The sequence below is a fragment of the Micromonospora sp. CA-246542 genome (genome assembly GCF_050942905.1).
Lineage (GTDB): Bacteria > Actinomycetota > Actinomycetes > Mycobacteriales > Micromonosporaceae > Micromonospora.
Window position 1 is genome coordinate 2,824,158 of sequence record NZ_CP192040.1, and the last position, 22,455, is coordinate 2,846,612.

Consider the following 22,455-nt stretch of genomic DNA (forward strand, 5'->3'; position numbering starts at 1 on the left):
CTCATCCCCCGGTGATCCAGGTCGGGCTCGAAAGACCCCCACCACCTCGCCCACCATGACCGCGCTCCGGAACCCTTCGGGTCCCCTCTCGGGTTGCTAACCCGGGGGCACACCGCGCGAAGGAGCGCCCCTCCGGGCGTCGCCCGGCGCGCACGTGGCGGCGGGGTCGACGGGCGGGTGGTGATGGCAGAGGCGCTGCGGAGGCTGTCGGCCATCTGACCGAACCGCGCGAATCGACTCGTCCAAAGTTAACTTGCGCAAAGTCGCCCCGGAGATCGATGAGAACCTGGCTCTCCCATCCACGTCGCAGGCACCGGTCTTGCCGACAGATAGGACAACGTCGTGGCCGATTCCGATAAATCAGTCGAAGCGATGGAGCGCCTTCTGCAGGCTGCGGAGGAGGCGGCGAGGCAGGGCAATCTACCGCTCCTGGAAAGTCTGGAGCGCACCATCAGATTCGCGATGGAGGACGCGCGGACCCGGCAAGCGTTTGAGCAGCAGGAGCAGCAGTCGAGCGCGACTTCGTCGTTGCGTAATCGGGCATTCTTGCATCGATCGAGATTGGAGACCATGCGATTCGGTGTCGCTATCCTCCTCATCGTTGCGCTTTTCGGCGTGATTCTTGCGGGCGTGTTGAGGGATGTCGAAGGTGGCAGCGTGGCCCAGTTCGCAGCTCCGGTCAGCGGCCTGGCGGGTATCGCCATCGGCTGGCTCTTCAGTGGTCGTGATCAAGGATCTGTGGTGACTGAGCCGGCACCTTCCCTCGGGCCGCAGGCGACCGAAGTTTCTCCTGTGCCACCTGGCATTTACGTCGGCGGTAGCAACTTCGGTACCGTGGGAAATGATCGCCATTAGCCGTCCCTGCCGGAGTCGGGGACGGATGGCGACGCGAGCCGGGCACGCTGTCCGCGGTGCGGTGAGGGTGCTGGTCCGGCTCCACGCGGCGATCGCGGAACGCATACGCAGGCTGCCCCGATTGCCCGGAGCCGAACACTCCACTTTCTCGCGTCGACCCCATACCGTGAGGGCACGTCGATCAGGGAGCGTCGGTGCTGTACTTCTACCTCAGCTATGCGCGGGGGGACGACGACGCCCTCGTCAACCGCTTCTACGAGGATCTGAACGCGGAAGTCCGCCTGATCGCGGGTCTTCCCCGCGACCCTGAGGTCGGGTTCGTGGACCGGGCTATCCCCCTAGGCGAGACCTGGTCCGAGCGGCTCAGCGCCGCGCTCTCCACCTGCCGGACGTTCGTCGTCCTCAGCTCGCCACGCTACTACCTGAGCGACGTGTGCGGCAGAGAGTGGTCGGTCTTCAGCAGGCGTCTTCAGCAGGTGCCGGACCAGCTCTGGCAGGCGTCGTCGAGAACTCTGGTCGTGTTGCCGTGGATCCCGCACGACGACGACCGGGTACCGGAGATCGTCAGACCGTTCCGACCCTCGACCCTGATGCCTGAGCCCGTCTTCGAGCGCGACGGGGTGCGTCGGCTCATGCAGCTGCGGCGGCTCCATGACGACTATTTGGAACTGGTGTCCAGGCTCGCGTACCGCATCGTCAGGGCGGCCCGGGAGTTCCTCGTCCCCGACACCGAACTCTTCTCCGTCGCCTCGGCGCCGAACGCCTTTCAACCCGATCGCAAGAGTCCTATCAGGTCACCCGCCGGCCGGGACGCTCTGGCGGTGGTGCAGACTGCCTTCACCGCCGCTGGTCGCCCGTTGGACGAGACACGATTGCCGGGCATGTTCACGCCCGGTCCGGTCTGGGTGGTCACGGACGCGACGACCGCGGCCAGCGGGCTTCCGCTCTTCGGCGAATACGCACGCCATGGCCGCCTCAGCTATCTCGTGCACGCTGACGCGCTACGGAGCGACGTGGAACGCGGCCTCGACCGGGTGCGGCTCGAGGGCAAGCCGGTGGTGACGGTGCCACTGCGCGCCCTCCGGGCCGCGCTCACCGACGGCCGGGCCAAGCCGTTCCTCGATGAGCTCGAACGCCGCTACGGCACCCAGGACAACCTCTTCGACACCAAGAACGCCCTCACCGACGAGCGTTTCCTCTTCGGTCGCGAGGCCCTGCTGAACACCATCGGCGGCGCGATCAAGCGTGACGAACATGTGCTCATCACCGGTCTGCGTAAGGTCGGCAAGACCAGCCTGCTCAACATCCTGCGCCAACATCTGGTGGACCAGCCCGTCTGCATGGTCGACCTGCAACGCTTCGACCGCCACACCGAGGACTGGCCCGCGGAGTTGTCGCGCCTGATGATCGAGGCGTTCGACCGGTGGGGCCGGCTCGAGCAGGTCGACTGGCCGTTCACCACATCGACGCCCGCCACCATCAGCGAGCTGGAACGGCAACTGCACGCGCGGATCGACCACCTGGGACGGTCGATCCGTCTCACCGTCGTACTCGACGAGATCGAGCGCGTGTTTCCCGAGCCCAATGAGCTCGATGCGGGCCGCCGGTGGGTACGCGCCAGCGGAGCGCTCCGCCTGCTGGCCCAGGGCGACCGGCGTACGGTGGTGGTGATCGGGGCGGACCTGCGGCCCGTGGCCAACCGGGTCAACGATCTGGGTCCGGCCGGTACGAACCCACTGTTCAGCTTTTTCCAGGAAATTCCGCTGCCGCTCCTGGACGCCGAGGCGCTCACCGAGATGGTCCATGCGCTGGCCCGCGAGATGGGCGTCCTCGAGGTCACGAGCGGCTTCACCGAGCGGCTGTTCCGGCTCAGCGGTGGCCATCCGTCGCTCGCCCGCACCATTGCCGCCGAGTCGTACCGTCAACGGCGGGACGCCACGCTGCTGACCGACGTGGATCTCGATGCCGGGCTCGACTACCTCGAAGAGTCGGACGCGGTGGGGTATGTCCTGCGCAACAACCTCTGGGATTTCCTGACGCCCCAGGAGCGGGAGGTCCTGGAGGGGTTGGCCCGACCGGGTTCCACGCCCCCGTACCGCACCGCCGAGCGCAGCCAGGCCGAGGCGACGCTGCGACGGCAGGGACTCGTCGCCGACCAGCGGATCCGCATCGGACTGTTCGAGAAGTGGATACTCGACCGCGACGAAGCTGGGAGGTGGTAGCCATGCCCCAGAACCCGCTGCTCTCACCTGACCTGTTCGTCGGGCGTCAGGACGAGTTGCGGCAGGTTTCGGCCCTCCTTCGGCAGGGAAAGTCGACTCTCCTCATCGGGGGACGGCGGGCCGGAAAGAGTACCCTGGCGCGCCAACTACGACGTGGCGAGCTTGACCGGAACCTCGTCTGGACCGACGCCGCCGGCTGGGACCTCACCACCGAAGCCTCCGGGCTGGGTGCGCTGCGCGGCGCGGTGGAGCGACGGCCGGAGACCACCTACCGGCAGGCGACCCGTGCTGAGATCGTGCGCGCGCTCGGTGACCTCCGGCCGGTCGCCCTGGTCATCGACGAGGCAGACCGCCTCCTCCAGGCGCGCTGGGGGCCGGGCTTCTACTCCTTCCTCCGCTGGCTGGACGACACCTATCTCCGCGGCGACATCTCGATCCTGCTGGTGGGTGGCCCGGTGCTCGTCATGTTCCGGGACCCGGACGACAAAGGTTCACCGCCGCTCAACACCGCCGAGGTGCGCTACGTCGATCCGCTCGATGTCACCGCGGTGGCGGAGTTGGTGGAACTCGCCGGCGCGGACGTCCTGGACCGGGTCATGGAGCTCGCCGGCGGTCATGCCTGGCTCTCCACCCGGTTGCTCGCCGAGGTGTGGGACGGTCGGACGCTCGACGAGGCGGAAGACAACGTCGCCGACAGATGCCTGCCCACCTTCCATGCCTGGCAGCAGCAGGTCGGCGTCGATGGCATGGCGCTGGTCCGCAAGTTTCCCGAAGCCGGTCTGCCCCGCGCCGACCTCGGAAAACCGCCCTGGTCGCGGTATCGGCGAGCGGCGCGGTTCGCCCGGTGTGTCGGTGTCCTCCGACTCGACGGTGCGCGACTGTGTCGCGGACCGCGGCTTTTCTTCGACTGGATGGCCCAGCATGACGTGGGCGACGGAGCTCGCGACATCGCCGTCTCGTACGCGTCGGACGACTAGGGTCTGGCGTGCGAGACGTCGCTGACGCCGTCGGGGAGGCCGTGCGCTGGCTCACGGTGGACCGGCTGTCGACGGCGGTGGCGCTGTTGGCGCTGCTGGGTCTCTTCTACAGTTGGCGTTCCGCGCAGGCGGCCAGGGCGTCGGCCGAGGCGGCCCGTTCGCAGTCGGAATCGGCGCGGGAGCAGACCGAACTGGGGCGACGCCAGATCGAACTGCTGCTCCAGCAGCTCGCCCAGACCGATGCCGCCCAGCGTGCGACCCGGCAGGCGCAGGAGGAGTCCCTGCAACCGATGGTGGTGGTGGACATCGGGCCGGCTCCGAACGACCGTAGCGTCCTGATGCTGACGATCGAGAACATCGGCCCGTCGATCGCCCGCAACGTCCGCATCGACCTGGCGGATCCGATAGCCACCTCCCTCGACGACGAGGGGCGGGCCGCCATCCACGAGTGGCACGTCATCACCAGGGGAGTGAAGACGATGCCGCCGGGTCATCGGATGGAATTCTTCTTCGATATCGGGCAACGGCGCTTCAAGCCCGGTGTCACCAACGAGTTCACCTTCACGGTCCGGGCCGACGGACCGTTCGGTCCCGCCCCGGAACTCACGTACGACATCGACCTCGCGCCGATGCGGGACACGTGGATAGGACAGACCACGACCGGCACGTTCGCGGAACAGCTACGACAGATCAATTCGAGGTTGGCGAGCCTGAGCGCGGCCGTCAGGGAGACCGGCACCGAACTGGCCGAGGCAGCACGGCACCCCGGGGAACCGAACCCACAACCGGGCCGCCGGAGCCTGCCGCGACGCTCCCTGGCTGCCCGGGGCCATCCGCTGTCCGCCGGTGCCAGGCACCGACTCTGGCGTGGCCGGCGGAGCTGATCGTCGTGGGGACGTCGTTCCATCGCGGGGGCGATGTCTGAGCTGTGGTCCCTGACCGTCGGCCGTGCCTGCCAAAGGCTAGTTGTACAACCAGGCAGCGCCGTAACACAGACAGAGCGTGATGAGCGCGGCCGAGACGAGAAGCAGGACGAGAAGCGTGGTCACTTCGCTGCGCGCTGCCGGCGTAGATGGTTCCTGCGGCGGCCGGTCTTCGGCGGAGTCAGGGGCTGGACACCGCATGAGCATGCCAGAGCCACCGTCGGAGTCAGCTGCTGCTCGCGGTAGCCCAGGGTGGGCTGGAGACCCGTCCTGAAGCGCCGCTGCGAGCTCTGGTTCCACGATCAGGTCGTCGGATGATCGACGTTCTCCACCATGAGTGTGCGGGCGTCGATCCGATATGGTCGGTGCTCTCAGAGTTCAGACCATCACACGAGGTGAACGGCGATGCCCGAGTCTCACCCGGCTGCCCCCGTGCGCCGACACCTCATCACGATCGGCGCAGCCCGTTACCGCAACCTTCCGGACGCGGCCTACCTACCGCAGGTGGAGGCAGATGCCGCGACGGTGGCGGCGCTCTTCGAGCGGTTTGGATACCGTCGTGCGCTGGCGGGTCTCGGCGAGTACGCGACGGCCGACCATGTCCGCCGGGTCATGTCGCACTGGTGCCAGGACGCCGGTATCGGGGACGACGACATCGTCGCCGTCTACTACGCCGGCCACGGTCTGGTCGACGACCGCCACTACCTCCTCTGCTGGGACAGCACCGAGGCGGACCTCGCGGCCAGCGCGTTACCCACCGAGGACCTGGTCCGGATCCTCACCCGGACCGGTCTGCGCAATCTGCTGCTCATCCTGGACACTTGCTACGGCGGCGCGGGCAGCGCCGAGGCTGCGCGGGTGGCGCTGCAGACGTTGTCCCGCCGGCTGACTGGCGACGCCGCGATCACCGGCATGTGGTTCCTCTCCTCCGCCAGGAGCCGGGACGAGGCCGGAGACGGAACGATGGTGGCAGCGCTCCCGGCCGCGGTCGAGGCGGTGACGGCGCGAACTGGCCAGCGTCAGGAGTTCCTGGACCTGCACGACCTGGTCGCGGAACTCAACGCCACCTTCCGGCAGGGCGACAGCCCGCAGCGGGCCGAACTCACCTCCGGGTTGAGCACCGGCGTCGCCCCGTTCCTGCCCAATCTTGGCTATCGGGCTGACCTGCCGCCGCAGGGCACCGACCTGGAGATGCAGCGTCTGGCCGCCAAGCGGGACCTGGTGGAGCACTTCGGGCCGCGTTCCCGTGGCGTGGACTTCGAGTCGGAACAGGGCACCTATTTCAGCGGGCGCGACGCTGCGCTGGCGCAACTGATCACCTGGTTCAGCACGCCTGGCGGGGACGGCAAGGGCCGGGTGGTCACCGGCAAGCCCGGCTGTGGCAAGTCCTCCGTGCTCAGCCGCGTGGTCGCGCTCTCCGACCGGGACTACCGTGCGGGACTCGACGTGGCCGACGTCGACCCGGCCACCGTCGTACCGGTGGGGACCGTGGACGTGGCGGTGCACGCCCGCCACAAGCGGCAGGAGGAACTCGTCGCCCGGATCGCCTCCGGGCTCGGGGTGGAGGCCGACGGCACCGGCGAGTTGCTCCGGGCGATCAGCCGTCGGGCGCAGGCCGGCGTCAAGACGGTAATCGTGGTCGACGCCCTGGACGAGGCGGGCAGCGGCACCGCCACCGACACCGGTGGACGTGGTGAACCCCGGCGGATCGCACGGGAACTGCTGCGCCCACTTTCCGAGATCCACGGGGTGCACCTGCTGGTGGGCAGCCGTCGGGAACTCGTCCGCAGTCTCGGGCCGGCGATGCGGACGATCGACCTCGACGACCCGGACCTGCTCGGCCCCTCGGATATCTCCCGGTACGTGGTCAAGATGCTCATCGCGCCGGACGAGCCGGACCTGGACACCCCGTACCGGGACCGCCCCGACCTGGCCGAGGCGGTGGCGCGAGCAGTGGGCGAGCGCGCCGCCGGCGTCTACCTGGTGGCCCGGATGACCGCACGGAGCCTGCGACTGGCCGCCGAACCGGTCGACGTCAGCGTGCCCGGATGGGAAGGTCGGCTGCCGAGTGAGATCGGGGAGGCGTTCGACGACTACCTGAGCCGGTTCGGCCCGGACGAGACCCGGGTGCGCCGCCTGCTCACCCCGCTCGCCTTCGCCGAGGGGCAGGGCCTGCCGCGCGGGCTGTGGCCGGCGCTGGCGACCGCCGTTGCCGGCAGGGAGTGCACCGAGGACGACGTTGACTGGCTGCTGGTCGCGGCCGGTGCGTACATCGCCGAGGTGGTCGAGCACGACCGCTCGGTCTACCGGCTCTACCACCAGACGCTCGCCGAGCACCTGCGACAGGACCCGCGGCGGCCGGCGGTGCAGGCGCAGCAGCGGATTGTGGCGGCGCTGCTGGCAGAGGTGCCGTGGCACGACTCGGGACAGCCGAGCTGGTTCGAGACCCACCCCTACCTGCGACTCAATCTGGCCACCCACGCGGCGGCGGCGGAGCGGATCGACGAGCTGGCCCACGATCCGGGATTCCTGCTCGCGGCCGACCAATCCGCGTTGCTCAGCGCGCTCACCCTGGTGCACTCGGACACCGCGCGGCGTATTCGCACCGCATACGAGCAGGTGGCGCACCGGATCGACCGGGGTGACCTCGCCCAGCGAGCCGCGTACCTGCAACTGTCGGCCCGCCGCTGCGAGGCCGGTGGACTGGCCGAGGACATCGATCGGTTGGGCCTGGCGCTGCCCTGGACCACCCGGTGGGCGGAGTGGTCGAAAACGGGTGCGCATCGGCGCCTGCTCGGGCATGAGGGATGGGTGACAGCGGTCGCGGTCGGCGAACTCGACGGTCGCCCGATCGCGGTCAGCGGCGACGATCGGGGCTCGGTCCGGGTCTGGGACCTGACGATCAATCAACAGATCGGCTCGCCCCTGGAGGGTGGGCCGGAGGGCACCGACGGGATCACCGCGATCGCCCTGGTGGAAGTGGACGACTACTCGCTCGCCCTGCTCGGCACGGAGGACGGCACCGTGCGGATCTGCGACCTGTCGACCGGCCAGGAGATCCCGACGACCCTGCGCGGGCACACCAACGGCGTGACGTCGATCGCGGTGGGCGAAATCCAGGAGCGCCCGGTGGCGCTCACCGGCAGCCGTGACGGCTCGGCGCGGCTGTGGGACCTGCGGCTCTGGCGCCAGCTCGGCCGTCCGATCACCGGCCACCACGGTGGTGTCCAGGCGGTGGCGCTGGCCGATATGCCGGACTGGCCGGTGGCCATCACCGGGGGAGCGGACGGCCAGGTTCGGATCTGGGACACCACCACCGCGGAGCAGGTGGGCGACCCGCTGAGCGGCCACACCAGTGCGATCTTGACTATCGGGCTGGTCCGGCTGGACGAGCGGATCGTCCTGCTCACCGGCAGCCTGGACGAGGCCATGGTGCTGTGGGACCTGGCGTCCGGTCGCCAGTTGGGGGAGCCGATGCCGGCCCACCGTGGCGGCGTCTGGTCGGTCGCCATCGACAGCGACACGGTCCGCCCGATCGCCATCAGCGGCGGCAACGACGGCCTGGTCCGGCTGTGGGACCTGCGCAGCCGGCAGCAGCTGGACCAGCCGCTGACCGGGCACACCGACCGGGTGCGGGCGGCCGCCTTCGGCGTGGTGAACGGGCGGCCGGTGGCGGTGACCGGGGGTGACGACCGCACCGTGCGCGTCTGGGACCTTGCGGCCGACCGGCCGCACGGTGGTCATGTCAGGTCGGTCGAGGCATACGCGCTGGACGCCGACGGCGTGCTTCCGTATCTGGTCACCGGCAGTTCCGACGGCAGCGCCCGGGTCTGGAGCCTGCACAGTGGGGCGGAGGTGGGTACGCCCCTCACCGGGCACTCCAAAGGCGTCACCGCGGTCGCGATGGCCGCCGGTTCGGGCGAACCGGTCCTGGCCACCGGTGACGGCGAGGGGGTAATCCGGGTCTGGGTGGGCGACCCGCCGCAGGAACCTCGCAGCCCGCTGGTCGGGCACACCAACCGGGTCTCCTCACTGCGAATCCTGCGCAGCGGCGAGCGACGTCTGCTGTTGTCCGGCAGTGAGGACGGGACGGTCCGGTGCTGGGACCTGGTCACCCACGCCGCCGCCGGCCCGCCGCTGACCGGGCACAACGACGACGTGGACATCCTCGTCGCCGGCATCGTCGAGAATCGATTCGTGATCATGGCGGGCTCGGCCCTGGGTCGGGTCTCCATCTGGGACCTGGAGACCCGGGAGCCGCTACTGTTGCGCAGCCCGAAGGACCGCAAGAGCCACACGGTGGCCCTGGCCTGCCTGGACGGCCGTCCGGTGGCGTTGCGGCAGTCGCCGGACCACAGTCTGGCCGGCTGGGACCTGCTGCGGGACCGGCCGGTCACCCCCGTGCTACGGGGACACACGGGGCGGGTCCGCAGCGCCGTCGTCGACGCGTCATGCGACCAGCCGATCGCGCTCACGGCCAGCTACGACGGGTCGGCCCGGGTCTGGGACCTCCGCGACGGGGTCGCTCTCACGGCTCCCCTGCGGGGGAACTTCCTGTGGCACGTGGCGCTCGCCCAGATGAACGGGCGGCCGGTCGCGATGACCGCCGATTCGACGTCGGCCCGACTCTGGGACGTCACCTCCGGCACCCAGATCGGCGATCCGCTTGTGGAGTACTACCCCGGGGTCAGAGGCCTGGCGGTGACGGTAGCCGGCGGGACGGCGAGGTTGATCGTCGGCCTCGAGGACATGCTCCGCGTTCACGACCTAGCGCCCGAGCCCACCGTCACCTCCCGGATCCCCTTTGCGAGCTGGGTCAAGTGCGTCGCGGCCGCGACCGAGGCCGACGGCACGGTTCTGCTGCTCGCCGCCTGTCAGGACCACACCGTCCGGATTGTGGACCTCGACCGGCGGCAGGAGATCGGGCAGATCTTCGATCCGTCGTCCGAGCCGTACGGCGGTGTTGGGACGTTGGCCACCACCCGGCGGGACGGCCGGACGATCGTCATCACCGGCTCGGAGGTGGCGACACCCCGGGTGTGGGACCTGGCGACCCGTAGCCTGCTGGCGGAGTTGGCCGGCCACACTGCCGAGATCATCGCGGTCGCGGTTTCCGACGACGGGTCGCTGGCGGTCAGCGGCTCCCACGACGCGACCGCCCGGCTGTGGCGGCTCGACGACTTCACCCCGTACGGGACCGCGCTCACCGGTCACGACGGCCGCGCCCGCGCGGTCGCGTTCGCCCGGGCCGGCGACCGACCGGTCGTGGTCACCGGCGACGACGAGGGCACGCTGCGCTGCTGGGACGTGGAGACCCAGCAGCCGGTCACGCATCCGCTCACGGGTCACGCGTTGGGGATCACCTGCCTGACCACCGGGTCGGTCGGCGCAACCGACCTGCTTGGCGTCGCCAGCGCGGACGGAACGGTCCGGATCTGGCGGCTCCGTGACCAGACGCTGCTGACCGAACTCAACCTGGAGACGTACGTCAGCCAGATCGCCATCGCGCCCGACGGGCTGCTCTGCGTGGGCACGAACTCCGGCCTGGCGACGTTCACGCTCCGGATCTGACCCACTCGACGGAAGCAGGTTGCGAATGGCGCGTGTCGTCCTGGTCCACGGCGTGGCCCAACAGACCATGGGCCCGGAAACGCTGCTGGCGCAGTGGTTGCCCGCGCTTCGGGACGGGCTGACCCTCGCCGGCGGCACGTTGGCGTCGGAGCAGGTGACGATGGCCTTCTACGGTGATGTCTTCCGGCGGGCCGGTACCCGGACCCTGGGCGAGCCACCGTTGACCGCCGCGGACGTCACGGACCCGCTCGACCAGGAGTTGCTGTTGACCTGGTGGGCGGAGGCGGCCCGGATCGACCCCGGCGTCACCGGTCCGGCCGCCACCACCCGCCTGCGTACCCCGTTCGTGATCCAACGGGCGCTCGACGCGTTGAGCCACTCACGGTTCTTCACCGGCCTCGCCGATCACCTGCTCGTCGGTGCGTTGCGACAGGTCCGCCGCTATCTGACCGAGGACGACCTCCGGCAACGGATCCGCCGGCGCGTACGCGACGCGCTGACTGAGGACACCCGGCTGGTGGTGGCCCACTCGCTCGGTTCTGTGGTGGCGTACGAGGCGCTCCACGCGGCCACCACCACCCACCCCCCAGCACTGATCACTCTCGGCTCACCTCTTGGCATCCGCGGGATGATCTTCGATCGGTTGGTGCCAGCGCCGCAGGCGGGGGCCGGTCAGTGGCCAGGTCAGGTCAGGAGCTGGACCAACATCGCCGATCGAGGGGATGTCGTCGCGCTGGTGAAGGCCCTGGCCCCGGTCTTCCGAGGCGGAGCGCTGACAGATGTGGCCGTACACAACGGGGTCAAGGCCCACGATGCTCGCCCTTACCTGACAGCCCGGGAAACCGGCGCTGCCGTGCGGGCAGCGCTCGAACCCCTGCCCTGAGTTGGGCGCGCCAAGCACCTCAAGGTCGCCAAACAAGGCACCGTGATCGGAGGGATTGACCGTTGCTGCCTGAGACACTGACGAAGCCAGGCGCGTACGAGGTCGTATCGACGTGGGAACTTGTCGATCTGGTGCGCAAAGAGTTGTCTTCCAGCTCGATGCGGTCGGAAGCCGACGTCCGACCGGTGCCTGAGCTGCTGCCCCTGACGCGGCGGGACGGTGTCCGGCCCATCGAGGTCCTGCTCGCCCTCGGCAAGACCACCAGCGCCCTGCCCGGTCTCGCGACCGCCGGAGCTGCCGGCATGGCCGGCTTGACGGCGCTGCGAAGCGCGAGTCGTTGGGCGATCCTTCGATACCTCTGGGCCTTCTCCGATGGGCGACCAGACCTGTGTCTGTCTGATCTGACCGAGCAGGTGAGGTTCCACCAACGAACCATCCTCTCCGAACAATTCGGAATCGCTATCGCCGCCGATGTCGTCGAACAGTTGATCCTCCGCGAGCCGGCATCGGTCATCGACGCGGACGCCGTCGCCTACGACCCCGTTCTGGGAATCTCGATGAGTGGCTTGCGGTCACACAAGCCGGACTACTTCTGGTACTGCCACGAAGGTGAGCAGTTGTCGCAGGTCGTCGTGGTCGAAGCGAAAGGTACGACGTCTGGCACCCGCAGGACCATCTCGCAGTTGGCCAGGGGAGTGGAGCAGGTGCTCGTCCCGAGTCGGATTCCCGGGGTTCCCACGCGCCGAATCGTGGTGGGCGCGGGATTCCGGGGTCGCCGCATCTGCGCCTACGCGGTTGAGGTCGGCGAGCCGGACGTCGCCTTGCGCCAGGATGCCGTGGCTGTCATTCGGAAGAGAGAGGCGTCGACGCCCGGACGGCGGCATCGCACCTTCACCGAGGACGACGAGGGTTACGGGGTTGAGGACGAAGCGGCCTACTTCGCTACGGTGGACTCGGCGGATGCGGCCCGAGAGGTTCTGATCGAGGACCAGGTGAGGCTGCACACCTTCGCCGGGCAGTCGGTGACGAGAGAGACGATCCTCGCCGATTCCCAGTCGGCCCGCGCGAGGATCGAGACGCTCGAGCCGGTGTACGCGGAGGGTGCGACGTTCAGGTGCGAAAGCACCCGGGTCGCACTTGGTCAGCGGATGCTCCAGGTACGCACGGGCGTCGCCGACGAACTGCTGGTGCCGCTCGACGAGTTTGCTGGCCGGGACCTGAGCGCGCGTCGTGAGCACCACCGCCGTGGGCGTGACGGAGCTGGCTACCGTCTCGTGCATGCCGAGACCGCCGACGGTCAAGGGCTCGACGTGGTGACATCACCCGACGGATGCATGCTGTCGGTCTCGCTGGAGTGACCGCCTCCCGGGTCACCGGTCGTGGCCCACGCCGCCCTATCCAGTGAGCGGTAGTGCCTCCCAAAGACTGACTACCCCGCTGGTTGAAGACGGCGCGGGGAGGAGTTTGGTGACACCCTGCCGACCGCCTCGTCCTGGTCGTCTCCACCACGCCGCCTGGCCCGCTAGCGTCACCCGCGTGGCCGCCACCCCAGGTGCGAGTACCGATTCGCGCCACTGGCGGAAGGTCGTTCTGACGCCTTCCTCGCTGGCGGGTGGGTAGAGGCCCGCAGTCTGCGCCTTGGCCACCTTGATCATGGCGTCGACGACGTCCGGACTCGCTCCGGACGACGCGTACGGGGCGCGGTAGTCGGCTACCCACCGAGAAGCTCGACCTCGTCGGGCTGGCGGTCCACGGCCCGCGCAACGCGGTGGACAGGGTGCTGAGGGGCGCCGAGATGCACCCCCGACCGATGGTCGCCGATGAAGGGGTCAGGCACTAGATCGTGCGACGCCGTACCCGCCACACCACCACACCGATCAGGACCGCCGCGACCGCGACGAACAGCGCGGCCTCGATGAGCTGGAACGTCCAGAACCGGTCCGCCGGGTGGTAGACCCCGAACTGCTGGATGCCCCGCGCGTGCAGGAACTGGTTGAGGTTGGTGCCGGCCTGGTTGGCGGCGTCCTCCAGTTCGTGGTACTCGGTCGAGCTGAGCCTGCGCCCGGTGGCGTCCGCGTAGCCGCGTTCGACCACCCAGTCGGCGAAGTCGGGCGCGGCCCGTTGCCCCGCGTTGGAGCCGCCGACGGGGACCGGCGCCATGGTGGTGAGCGGGGTGGCGTACGCGGGACGGGCCAGCAGCGCCACCGTCATCCGGGCGGCGAGGAACGCCCCGAGCGCGACGCCGAACGCGGGCAGGCTGCGCCGCAGGATCGCCCCGGCGGCGGTGGCGACGCCGAACGCGAACAGCGCGTACGCCACCGGAACAAGCCCCTCCAGGTCGAAGGCGTCGTACTGGAACCGCCCTTCCCACGCGTCGAACGGCTGACGGAACCAGGTGAGCACCGCCGTGAACATCCCGGTGAGGGTGACGGTGACGCCGGCCAGCGCCACGAGCTTGGCCGCCAGCCAGCGCATCCGCGGCACGGCCTGCGTCCAGGCCAGCTGCCAGGTGCCGTCCTCCAGCTCACGCGCGAGCAGCGGCGCGCCGAGGAACGCGCCGATCACGACGGGGACCAGATAGAAGGCCGCCAGGAGATTCTCGACGTTGCCGTACCCCTCGTCGAGCCGGCGGAAGGACGCCGCGCAGGCCTCGTTGACACCGGCGTCTCCCGCACACCGGGCGGGACCGCCGGGGAACAGGTCGTGGGCCTGGGTCCCGAGCACGAACAGGACGATGGCGAACAGGCCGACGAGCAGACCCAGGACGCAGACCTCGGTCCGGTGCTGGCGCCAGATCAACCACGTCATGCCGCCACCTCCGACGGGACCGGGGCGACCGGCTCGGACGGCCGGCGCAGGTACGCCAGCACCAGGTCCTCCAACGCGACCGGCTGGGCCTGCCACCCGGGTGCGACCGGTATCCCGCCGTCGCGTACCAGCAGGGTCGTGTGCCGGTCGCTGTGGACCGCCTCCACGACGGTGCGGGCCCGGTCGAGGTCGGTGGCCGTGCGCGGGCCGACGAGCAGCCGGTGTTCGGCGAGGAGGGTGTCGATGTCGCCGGTGAGCGTGACCCGACCCTGGTTGAGCACGACCAGGTGGTCGCAGACCCGCTCCAGCTCGTGCACGACGTGGGAGGAGAACAGGACGGTCACCCCGCCTTCGGCCACCGCGCCCATGAGGACTTGGAGAAACTCGTGCCGGGCCAGCGGGTCGAGGCTGGCCACCGGCTCGTCGAGGACGAGCAGGTCCGGCCGCTTCGCCAGGGCCAGCGCCAACGCGACCTGGGCCTGCTGCCCGCCGGAGAGGGTGCCGGCCCGGCGGTCGAGCGGGATCCCCAGCTTCGCCAGCCGGCGCTCGGCCAGCCCCTGGTCGAACCGCAGGTTGCAGGCCCGGCCGAAGCGGAGCATCTCGGCGACGGTGAAGCGCTTGTACAGCGGGTGGTCCTGGGCCAGGAACCCGACCCGGGACAGGGTCTGCGGGGTGCTGGCGGTGACGTCGTGGCCGAGGACCTCCACCGTGCCGGTGGTCGGTGCCAGCAACCCGACGGCCAGGCGCAGCAGCGTGGTCTTGCCCGCGCCGTTCGGCCCGACCAGGGCGATCACGCCGCCCGCTGGCAGGGTCAGGGTGCAGTCGCGCAGCGCCCAGCCCTTGCGGTACCGCTTGCTCACACCCTCGGTGCGCAGTGCGAACTCCGTCGCCGTCACGCCACGTCCTCATTCCTGGTCTGCTGGTGGACGGACGTGAAGAGCGCGTCGACCGCCTGCTCGTCGAGGCCGGCCGCGTAGGCGCGGCGCAGCCAGGTCGCCAGGCCGCGTCGCAGTGACGTGTACGTCGATGCCGACATCACGGCCGACTGCTGGGCATTGACGAACGTGCCCTGGCCGGGCCGGCCGGTGACCAGGTCCTCCTGCTCCATCTGCCGGTACGCCTTGGCGACGGTGTTCGGATTGATCGCCAGGTCCTCGACCACCTCGCGGATGAGCGGGAGGCGATCACCGGGTTGCAGGAAGCCCAGCAGCACCGCCTGGCGGACCTGCTGGACGAGTTGCAGGTACGGCGGCACGCCGGAGTGGGTGTCGAGCCGGAAGACGAACACGGTAGCCCCTTACTGCTTTACTAGGAACATAGTAAAGCAGTGGGTCGGGCTACGTACGACAGCGACCCTCTACGGTGAGGTGATGTCCGAGCAGTGGTCCCTGACGACGGCGCCTTCATCGAGGACCCGGACGGCGTCCGGCCCGGGCATCTCGTTCCTCAAGGTGCCGGAGCCGAAGGTGGTGAAGAACCGTATGCACGTCGACATCCAGGTCGGCGGCGGCCGGCACGAGCCGTCGGTGACGTTCCTCCCGGGCCGGGCCGGGCCGAGCCGGTGCCGGTCCGATGGACGTGCGGCCTCAGTTCCAGCCTCTTCCAGCCCGGGTCCACGCCTCCTGGTCCACCGGCCGAGGACCCTGTTGCAGCCACCTGATGATGCTCTGGGCGTGCTCCTCGGGGGTCCCGGCGGATGACTCCAGGCGGAGGGCCTCGTCGAAGTACGGGAACGCATCGGCCCGCTCGCGAACGAGCGCTTCGTCGAGATCCGTGGCTTGATGACGGTCCCGGAATCGGCTCACGGCCTCGTCGGGCGTCACGAAGAACTCGACGACCCAGAGCGATGCCGAGGAGCCGGCCAACGCTTTCCGGAGACTGGCACGCTGGTCACGCCGAGCGTAGGTGCACTCGAGGACCACCGTCTCTTCCTGATCCACAAACATGCGGGCGAGGAGGTGCGCGGCGTCGTAGGCGCGCAGGCGATCGTCACGATTTCGATCGGATCCAGGGAACAGGAGGTCGAAGAGGGTGTCGACCTGCAGGTGAATCCGACCGTGACCCGAAAAGGACCGCTCGGCGGCCAGAACCGCCCCTGCCGTGGTCTTGCCCGAGCACGGAGGGCCCGAGAGCAAGACGACCCCGTTGCTGGTCATTCCCCTCGCGTTTCATGATCGTGAGGACGCGTCCCAGTCCGAACGGACAAGGTCTGGAAGCGCCCGAAAGTCTATCCACCCGGATCCGCCGCAGTTTGGTCGCCAGCCCTCGTCCAGCGATCGAGCACCGTGAGCAGGGGAACCGAGTCGCCGGTGCCGGCGCCGAACGCCCGGCAGATGTCCTCGGCGTGCCAGGACGTGGTGCCGGTGCCGGTCAGCCGACGGATGGGGCGAGCACCGATGCGCACCACTGGCGGAAGGTCGTCCCCAGGCCCCCGTCGCTGGCGGGTGGGTAGACGCCCGCCGTCTGCGCCTCGGCCATCTCGATCATGGCGTTGACGACGGCCGGACTCGCTCCGGACGACGCGTACCGGGCGCGGTAGTCGGCGAGGGTGGCCTGCTGGTAGGCGACCGGCCGGCCCAGGGTCTCGGAGATGATCTGCGCCATCTCGCGCGGGGTGTGGTCGACGGGTTCGCGCACGGGCACGCCCTGGTGGCCGGTCCAGGTGGTGTCGGTGAGCAGGTCGGTGGCCGTGTGGGCGATGTCGGTGGTGGCTACCGCCGCGAGCGGCGCGTCGGGCTCGGCGGTGAGCACGAACATCCCCTGGCTCCTGATGAGGTCGACCTGGTGCAGCAGGTTCTCCATGAAGAACGCCGCCTGAAGCGAACGGTAGGCCGCGCCGCTGGACTCCAGCGTGTCGTCCATCGCCCAGGCCGCCGAGAGCAGCCCGGCCGGCCCGTGGAATCCGCGGCCGAGCGAGGAGACGGCCACGACGCGGGGTACGGCGTGCGCACGTACCGCCTCCGCGATGGGGCGCGCGAAGCCGAGGTAGTGCTCGGTGACGTCCAGGGCGCCGAAGTTCGGTGGTACGAGCACGAAGAGCGCCGTGGCGTCGGTCAGCGCGGTCGTGAGCACGGCGGGGTCGGCGTGGGAGCCGACGATGACGTCGGCGTGCTCGCGAAGGGTCTCGGGCAGGCGGAAGGGATCGCGGGCGATCAGGCGCAGCGGTGCGCCGGCGGCGCGCAGGGACTCGGCGACAGCGGCGCCGATCGTGCCCGTGGGTGTCGTGATGACGATCATGGTTGCCATCGTCGCGCGGGAGATCGCGGGCGAGAAGGACCAGTTCGGGCGGCATTATTATCCTGAGGGTATGAATCCCGTGGAGTCCCGGCCGCTGCGTTACTTCGTGGCCGTCGCCGAGGAGCTCAACTTCAGCCGGGCCGCCGAGCGGCTCGGCATCGCCGCACCGGCCCTGTCGCGCGCGATCTCCGGGCTCGAGGCGGACCTCGGTGTCCGTCTCCTCGACCGCACCACCCGAAGCGTCGCGCTCACCGAGGTGGGCGCGGTGCTTCTCGCCGACGCGCGGGCAGCGCTCGTCGCGCTCGACGCCGCCACCCGACGCGCCCGGCGAGCCGCGGGTGTGCCCGGAGGCAAGCTGGTGGTCGCGGTGAAGGCCGACGTCGAGGGCGGCCTGCTCGAGGACGTGCTCGCGGCGTACCAGGCGGAGCACGCCGCCGTGCCGATCGAGGTCATGTTCACCGGCTGGCGCGAGCAGCCGGCCCTGCTGCGCGCGGGCGAGGCCGACGTGGCGATCGTCATCGAGCCGTTCGACGCCGACGCTCTGGACGTCGAGCCGCTGCTGTGCGAGTCGCAGGTGCTGGCGCTACCGGCCGGGCATCCGCTCGCCGCACCGCCCCGGCTGCGGATGGCCGACATCGAGGCCGGGCATCAACGGACTGTTCCCGGCGCCCACGTCTACGTACGACGCGGCGAGCAGGCGCCGCCGTTCGGCGACATGGTGCAGATGCTGCGCCAGATCGAACTCGGGCGGATGCTCGCCCTGCTGCCGGTCTCGCTCGCCGAGCGCAACGCCCGGCCGCAGCTCACCTGGCGGCCGGTCGACGACGCGCCGGAGGCCGCCTTCTCGGTGGCGTGGCCGCAGAACTCGCACTCGCTCGCGGTCGCCGCGTTCGTCCGGGTCGCCACGGCGATCTCGTCCCGCCACGGGACCGGCCGGATGGCGGACGCCGCGGAGACCGCCTGAGCACCCGTCCGGTCAACCACCGTGACGACACTAGCGACGGCGGCGGGCGTCGGCCTCGGCGTCGAGCAGGCTGTTGAGGGTCAGCGCCGTGTTGATCAGCGACAGGTGGCTGAAGGCCTGCGGGTAGTTGCCGATCTGCTCACCGGTCGCGGCGATCTCCTCGGCGTAGAGGCCGAGGTGGTTGCTGAAGGTGAACATCTTCTCGAACGTGAGTCGGGCGTCGTCGAGGCGGCCGGACCGGGCCAGCGCCTCGACGTACCAGAAGGTGCACATGTTGAAGGTGCCCTCGTGGCCCGGCAGTCCGTCGGGGGAGTGGACCGGGTCGTACCGATGGACGAGGCTGTCGGAGACGAGTTCGCGTTCGATCGCGTTCAGGGTGGACAGCCACAGCGGGTCGCTCGGCGTGACGAATCCGACCGCCGGCATGGCCAGCAGCGCGGCGTCGAGCACGTTCTCGTCGTACGCCTGCACGAAACTGCCGCGTTCCGGGTGGTACCCGCGGGCCATGACCTGGTTGTAGATGCGGTTGCGCTGTTCGGTCCAGCAGGTCAGGTCACCGGGGCGGCCGGTGCGGTTGGCCAGGCGGATGGCCCGATCCAGCGCCACCCAGGACATCACCCGCCCGAACGTGTAGTTACGGGGGTGGTGCCGGCTCTCCCAGATACCGGCGTCGCGCTGGTCCCAGTTGTGACAGAGCCAGTCGACGAGCCGGACGGTGCTCTTCCACACCTGGTGTGAGACCCGGATGCCCTGCTCGTCGGCGAGGTGCATGGCGTAGAGCGCCTCGCCGTGGATGTCGAGCTGGAGCTGGTCGGCGGCGCCGTTGCCGATGCGCACCGGCCGGGAGCCGCGGTAGCCCTCCAGGTGGTCGAGCACCTCCTCGTGCAGGTCGGAGGAGCCGTCCACCCGGTACATGATCTTCAGTGGGTCCTGGTGCTCGCTGGCCGTGCGGATGCGCTCGTCCAGCCAGTCCATGTAGCGGCTGACTTCCTCGGTGAAGCCGAGGCCGAGCAGCGCGTGCACCGAGAACGACGTGTCGCGTACCCAGGTGTAGCGATAGTCCCAGTTGCGGCTGCCGCCGACCAGCTCGGGCAGCGCGGCGGTGGGCGCGGCGATCATCGCGCCGGTCGGCGCGTACGTCATGAGTTTCAGCGTGATGGCGGAGCGCTCGACCATCTCCCGCCAGCGGCCGGTGTAGCTGGAGCGTTCCAGCCAGCGCCGCCAGTAGTCCCGCGTCCACTCGAACATGCCCTGGATCTCCTCCGGCGGGAAGATCCGCGGTTCGGTGCCGCCCGTCTCCAGGACCACGCCGCCGACGTCGCCCTCGTTCAGGGTGCCGTACGCGACGAGGTCGCCGCCCTCGAGGCGGACGTCGCCGTGTTCGCGGATCAGCCGCCGGATGGGGTCGACGGGGTTGAACGTCAGTGTCGCGGACCGGCTGCGAAAGACGTAGCCGTTGGGGTGGGGCTCCAGTTGGTGCTCCTCCCGGGCGAAGTCGAAGCGGGGTCGGCACTCCACCCGGAAGCGCATGCTGCCGCGGACCATGGTGACGATGCGGACCAGCCGGTGCGCGTCGGTGGCCCGCTCACCGGTGACCGGCATGAAGTCCATGACCTCGGCCACCCCGTCGGCGCTGATGAACCGGGTGATCAGGATGGGGGTGCCGGGGAGGTAGAGCTGTTTGGTCACGTACCGCACGTCGTGCGGCGCGATCCGGAAGTAGCCGCCCTTGTCCTTGTCGAGCAGCGCGGCGAAGATGCTCGGCGAGTCGAAGCGCGGCGCGCAGAACCAGTCGACGGTGCCGTCGCACGTAACCAGCGCGGCGGTCTGCAGGTCGCCAATGAGTCCGTGATCTTCGATCGCCGGATAGCTGTCCACGTCTCTCCCCGGTTCGGCCGCGTCCTGCGCATCGAACTTAAGGGGGATTTGTCAAAGTTAGGGGATATTCACGTTGAACCACCCTGTCGCGTACCCCCGACGGCACATCCCCCTCGGTGGGCCGCTCGTTGGTGCGACGAGGGCGGACGGAGGGGGTCGATGTCGGGGAAACGCGGTGCGGACCTCCTGCGTCCTCCGGACAGCGCTGGCCGCGCCACGTTCCTGGAGCTCTTCTTCGACCTCGCCTTCGTGGTGGCGCTCACGCGGGTCTCGCAGCGCTTCGTCGAGCTGGACGGCGACGCGGGGTGGGAACTCGTCAACGGGCTCGGTCGTACCCTGCTGCTGTTCCTGGCGCTCTGGCTGGTCTGGTCGCACACCACCTGGATCACCAGCCGCTACGAGCCGGAGAGCGCGATCATCCAGGCCGTCGTGGTCGGCACCATGTTCGCCGGCCTGGTCATGGCGGTCACGCTGCCACGGGCCATGGAGGAGCGGGCGTTCCCGTTCGCGGTCGCGTACCTGCTGGTGATGGTGGTCCGGCCGCTGGTGATCGCGGCCGCGCTGCGCGGCCATCCGCGGCGGCTGGTCGCGTTCCGGCTCTCCGCGTGGGCCGCGCTGAGTGCGCCGATCTGGCTGGTCGGCGCGCTCGGCCCGGAGCGACTGCGCCTGCCGCTGTGGGCCATCGCCGTCGGCGTCGACTACCTCGCCTGGTTCCTGGGGTGGCCGCTGCCGCGCCTGGGCGCCGCGGCGGTGTCGCACTGGCGGATCGCCGGTACGCATCTCGCCGACCGCTACCAGCAGATGTTCCTCATCGCGCTCGGCGAGTCGATCCTGGTGATCGGCGTGGTGTTCAGCGGCCAGGACTACTCCGCGGGTCGAGCGGCCGCCTTCACGGTCGCGTTCGTCACCAGCGCGCTGATCTGGCGGATCTACTTCCACCGCGCCGGTCTGCTGCTGACCGAGGCGCTGGGTGGGGCGGGCCAGCCCGCTCGCCTCGGTACGGCGTTGGAGCGGACGCACCTGCTCATCCTGCTCAGCGTGCTCCTCACCTCGGTCAGCTATGAACTGGTGATCGACGACCCGTTCGGCGCGCCCCGGCCGATGTGGCTGCTGTTCGTGGTGGGCGGGCCGGCGCTCTTCCTCGTCGCGCGGTTGCGGCTGGAGTACGAGGTGTTCGGCCGGATCTCCCGATCACGGCTGATCGGACTCGTGATCCTGCTGCTGGGCACGCCGCTGTTGATCCGGTGGCCGCCGATGGTCGGCCTGTGTGCGGTGGCCGGGGTGCTGGCCCTGGTCGCGGTCCTCGACGCACTCGGCAGCCGCCGGTCCGCGCCGCAGGTGACCACCCGGTCGGGCGGGCGGGAGACGCCCGGCGGCCGCGACTTCGAGGCGTGACGGTAAGCCTCGACCGTGCCGCGAAGACGGCGCGGGGGTGGGCGACGCGGGGGCGGGCGGTCGAGCCGACCGCCCGCCCCGGTGTCGTCAGCTGAAGGTGAAGGTCACGTCGTCGACGTCGAAGGCCGTGACGCCGTTGCCGGCCGTCTCGCTGCTCAGGAAACTCGCCGTCGCGGTGCGCTCGACCGCCGCCGTCCCGCTCGACATGCCGTACTCCCGCCACTGCGCCCCGCCGTCGAAGGCCAGCGAGAACCTCGTCTTCGGAGGAATGCCGGTGACCGCCAGCCCGACGTTCAGGTAGTCACCGCGGGTGGTTTCCGTCGTGATGGTGCGGACCCAGAAACGGACCGTCAGGTTGCAGTTGGCCGGCACGGTGACGGTCGTGCGCAGCAGGTCGCTACGCGTCACGTCCAGGCCGGCGAAGGTGGCGTACGCGTGACCGGTGTGCGCCGGCCGGGTCTCGTCGCCGAGCACGACCATGCGCGGGCCGGCCGTCCAGCCGTCGGCGCCGCGCTCGAACGACGGGTTGGGGTGAACCTGCCCGGCACAGGGCGCGGCGGGTGCCGGTGGTGCGTCGGATGCGCCTCGGGCGGCGGATGCGCCGCCTGTGACCAGGAGCAGCAGGGCTGCGGCGGTGGTGGCGATTGCCTTCATCGGTCCTCCTCGAATCATAGAAGGTTGCCGATATCTGACCATCCGTTACGGTGGCCGCCACGTCAAGCCGTTCCCGAGCCTGGCGGCC

The 22,455-nt window shown here is 69.9% G+C and carries 17 protein-coding genes; 10 read left to right on the top strand and 7 right to left on the bottom strand.

Annotated features, from left to right (window positions below):
* Nucleotides 1-342 precede the first annotated feature (342 nt).
* The 8 genes from ACQP0N_RS13205 (at nucleotide 343) to ACQP0N_RS13240 (ending at nucleotide 13,271) form a co-directional block, all read left to right on the top strand.
* Entirely contained in the window at nucleotides 343-855 is a 513-nt protein-coding gene (locus ACQP0N_RS13205) for a hypothetical protein (protein ID WP_433120333.1), read from the top strand.
* A 194-nt stretch (nucleotides 856-1,049) separates the two neighbouring features.
* Nucleotides 1,050-3,077, top strand: coding sequence for a TIR-like protein FxsC (locus ACQP0N_RS13210; protein WP_433120335.1), 2,028 nt, complete (start codon nucleotides 1,050-1,052; stop codon nucleotides 3,075-3,077).
* Nucleotides 3,078-3,079: 2 nt separating this feature from the next.
* Nucleotides 3,080-4,054 (top strand): AAA family ATPase, encoded by a 975-nt coding sequence (locus ACQP0N_RS13215; RefSeq protein ID WP_433120337.1) that lies wholly within the window; start codon nucleotides 3,080-3,082, stop codon nucleotides 4,052-4,054.
* Between the two features lie 8 nt (nucleotides 4,055-4,062).
* Nucleotides 4,063-4,938 carry a hypothetical protein gene (locus tag ACQP0N_RS13220; protein WP_433120339.1) on the top strand — a complete coding sequence of 292 codons (876 nt, stop codon included), beginning with the start codon at nucleotides 4,063-4,065 and terminating at the stop codon, nucleotides 4,936-4,938.
* A 444-nt stretch (nucleotides 4,939-5,382) separates the two neighbouring features.
* Nucleotides 5,383-10,548 (top strand): caspase family protein, encoded by a 5,166-nt coding sequence (locus ACQP0N_RS13225; RefSeq protein WP_433120341.1) that lies wholly within the window; start codon nucleotides 5,383-5,385, stop codon nucleotides 10,546-10,548.
* A 25-nt stretch (nucleotides 10,549-10,573) separates the two neighbouring features.
* Nucleotides 10,574-11,431, top strand: coding sequence for a hypothetical protein (locus ACQP0N_RS13230; protein ID WP_433120343.1), 858 nt, complete (start codon nucleotides 10,574-10,576; stop codon nucleotides 11,429-11,431).
* Between the two features lie 62 nt (nucleotides 11,432-11,493).
* Nucleotides 11,494-12,789 carry a hypothetical protein gene (locus ACQP0N_RS13235; protein WP_433120345.1) on the top strand — a complete coding sequence of 432 codons (1,296 nt, stop codon included), beginning with the start codon at nucleotides 11,494-11,496 and terminating at the stop codon, nucleotides 12,787-12,789.
* A 383-nt stretch (nucleotides 12,790-13,172) separates the two neighbouring features.
* Nucleotides 13,173-13,271: a hypothetical protein gene (locus tag ACQP0N_RS13240; protein WP_433121609.1), complete on the top strand. Its 99-nt coding sequence runs from the start codon at nucleotides 13,173-13,175 to the stop codon at nucleotides 13,269-13,271.
* Here the strand turns inward: ACQP0N_RS13240 and ACQP0N_RS13245 are convergent.
* From ACQP0N_RS13245 to ACQP0N_RS13265, 5 genes are all read right to left on the bottom strand, one after another.
* On the bottom strand, nucleotides 13,268-14,239 hold the full coding sequence (locus ACQP0N_RS13245) for an ABC transporter permease subunit (RefSeq protein WP_433120347.1): 972 nt from the start codon (nucleotides 14,237-14,239) through the stop codon (nucleotides 13,268-13,270). The genes ACQP0N_RS13240 and ACQP0N_RS13245 overlap by 4 nt on opposite strands.
* Nucleotides 14,236-15,135, bottom strand: coding sequence for an ABC transporter ATP-binding protein (locus ACQP0N_RS13250; RefSeq protein ID WP_433120349.1), 900 nt, complete (start codon nucleotides 15,133-15,135; stop codon nucleotides 14,236-14,238). The genes ACQP0N_RS13245 and ACQP0N_RS13250 overlap by 4 nt, the downstream gene beginning before the upstream one ends.
* The gene (locus tag ACQP0N_RS13255) at nucleotides 15,132-15,527 is read right to left on the bottom strand and encodes a GntR family transcriptional regulator (RefSeq protein ID WP_433120351.1); all 396 of its coding nucleotides are present in this window, start codon (nucleotides 15,525-15,527) and stop codon (nucleotides 15,132-15,134) included. The genes ACQP0N_RS13250 and ACQP0N_RS13255 overlap by 4 nt, the downstream gene beginning before the upstream one ends.
* 298 nt (nucleotides 15,528-15,825) lie before the next feature.
* Nucleotides 15,826-16,395 carry an AAA family ATPase gene (locus tag ACQP0N_RS13260; RefSeq protein ID WP_433120352.1) on the bottom strand — a complete coding sequence of 190 codons (570 nt, stop codon included), beginning with the start codon at nucleotides 16,393-16,395 and terminating at the stop codon, nucleotides 15,826-15,828.
* A 214-nt stretch (nucleotides 16,396-16,609) separates the two neighbouring features.
* Entirely contained in the window at nucleotides 16,610-17,476 is an 867-nt protein-coding gene (locus tag ACQP0N_RS13265) for an NAD(P)H-binding protein (protein WP_433120353.1), read from the bottom strand.
* Here ACQP0N_RS13265 and ACQP0N_RS13270 point away from each other — a divergent pair.
* On the top strand, nucleotides 17,466-18,440 hold the full coding sequence (locus ACQP0N_RS13270) for a LysR family transcriptional regulator (RefSeq protein ID WP_433120355.1): 975 nt from the start codon (nucleotides 17,466-17,468) through the stop codon (nucleotides 18,438-18,440). The genes ACQP0N_RS13265 and ACQP0N_RS13270 overlap by 11 nt on opposite strands.
* Nucleotides 18,441-18,470: 30 nt before the next feature.
* On the opposite strand, the gene ACQP0N_RS13275 is transcribed toward ACQP0N_RS13270, so the two are convergent.
* Nucleotides 18,471-20,318 carry a glycoside hydrolase family 15 protein gene (locus ACQP0N_RS13275; RefSeq protein WP_433120357.1) on the bottom strand — a complete coding sequence of 616 codons (1,848 nt, stop codon included), beginning with the start codon at nucleotides 20,316-20,318 and terminating at the stop codon, nucleotides 18,471-18,473.
* A 159-nt stretch (nucleotides 20,319-20,477) separates the two neighbouring features.
* On the opposite strand from ACQP0N_RS13275, the gene ACQP0N_RS13280 reads away from it, so the two are divergent.
* Nucleotides 20,478-21,713 (top strand): low temperature requirement protein A, encoded by a 1,236-nt coding sequence (locus ACQP0N_RS13280; RefSeq protein WP_433120359.1) that lies wholly within the window; start codon nucleotides 20,478-20,480, stop codon nucleotides 21,711-21,713.
* A gap of 87 nt (nucleotides 21,714-21,800) precedes the next feature.
* On the opposite strand, the gene ACQP0N_RS13285 is transcribed toward ACQP0N_RS13280, so the two are convergent.
* A complete protein-coding gene (locus ACQP0N_RS13285; RefSeq protein WP_433120361.1) occupies nucleotides 21,801-22,367 on the bottom strand; it encodes a hypothetical protein in 567 nt (188 codons plus the stop codon).
* Between the last annotated feature and the right edge of the window lie 88 nt (nucleotides 22,368-22,455).

What these genes read in the sequence shown, in the direction of transcription:
- ACQP0N_RS13260 (WP_433120352.1), bottom strand. Translation starts at nt 16,395, where the DNA reads ATGACCAGCAACGGGGTCGTCTTGCTCTCGGGCCCTCCGTGCTCGGGC.
- ACQP0N_RS13280 (WP_433120359.1), top strand. Translation starts at nt 20,478, where the DNA reads ATGTCGGGGAAACGCGGTGCGGACCTCCTGCGTCCTCCGGACAGCGCT.
- ACQP0N_RS13230 (WP_433120343.1), top strand. Translation starts at nt 10,574, where the DNA reads ATGGCGCGTGTCGTCCTGGTCCACGGCGTGGCCCAACAGACCATGGGC.
- ACQP0N_RS13285 (WP_433120361.1), bottom strand. Translation starts at nt 22,367, where the DNA reads ATGAAGGCAATCGCCACCACCGCCGCAGCCCTGCTGCTCCTGGTCACA.
- ACQP0N_RS13225 (WP_433120341.1), top strand. Translation starts at nt 5,383, where the DNA reads ATGCCCGAGTCTCACCCGGCTGCCCCCGTGCGCCGACACCTCATCACG.
- ACQP0N_RS13215 (WP_433120337.1), top strand. Translation starts at nt 3,080, where the DNA reads ATGCCCCAGAACCCGCTGCTCTCACCTGACCTGTTCGTCGGGCGTCAG.
- ACQP0N_RS13270 (WP_433120355.1), top strand. Translation starts at nt 17,466, where the DNA reads ATGACGATCATGGTTGCCATCGTCGCGCGGGAGATCGCGGGCGAGAAG.
- ACQP0N_RS13265 (WP_433120353.1), bottom strand. Translation starts at nt 17,476, where the DNA reads ATGATCGTCATCACGACACCCACGGGCACGATCGGCGCCGCTGTCGCC.
- ACQP0N_RS13245 (WP_433120347.1), bottom strand. Translation starts at nt 14,239, where the DNA reads ATGACGTGGTTGATCTGGCGCCAGCACCGGACCGAGGTCTGCGTCCTG.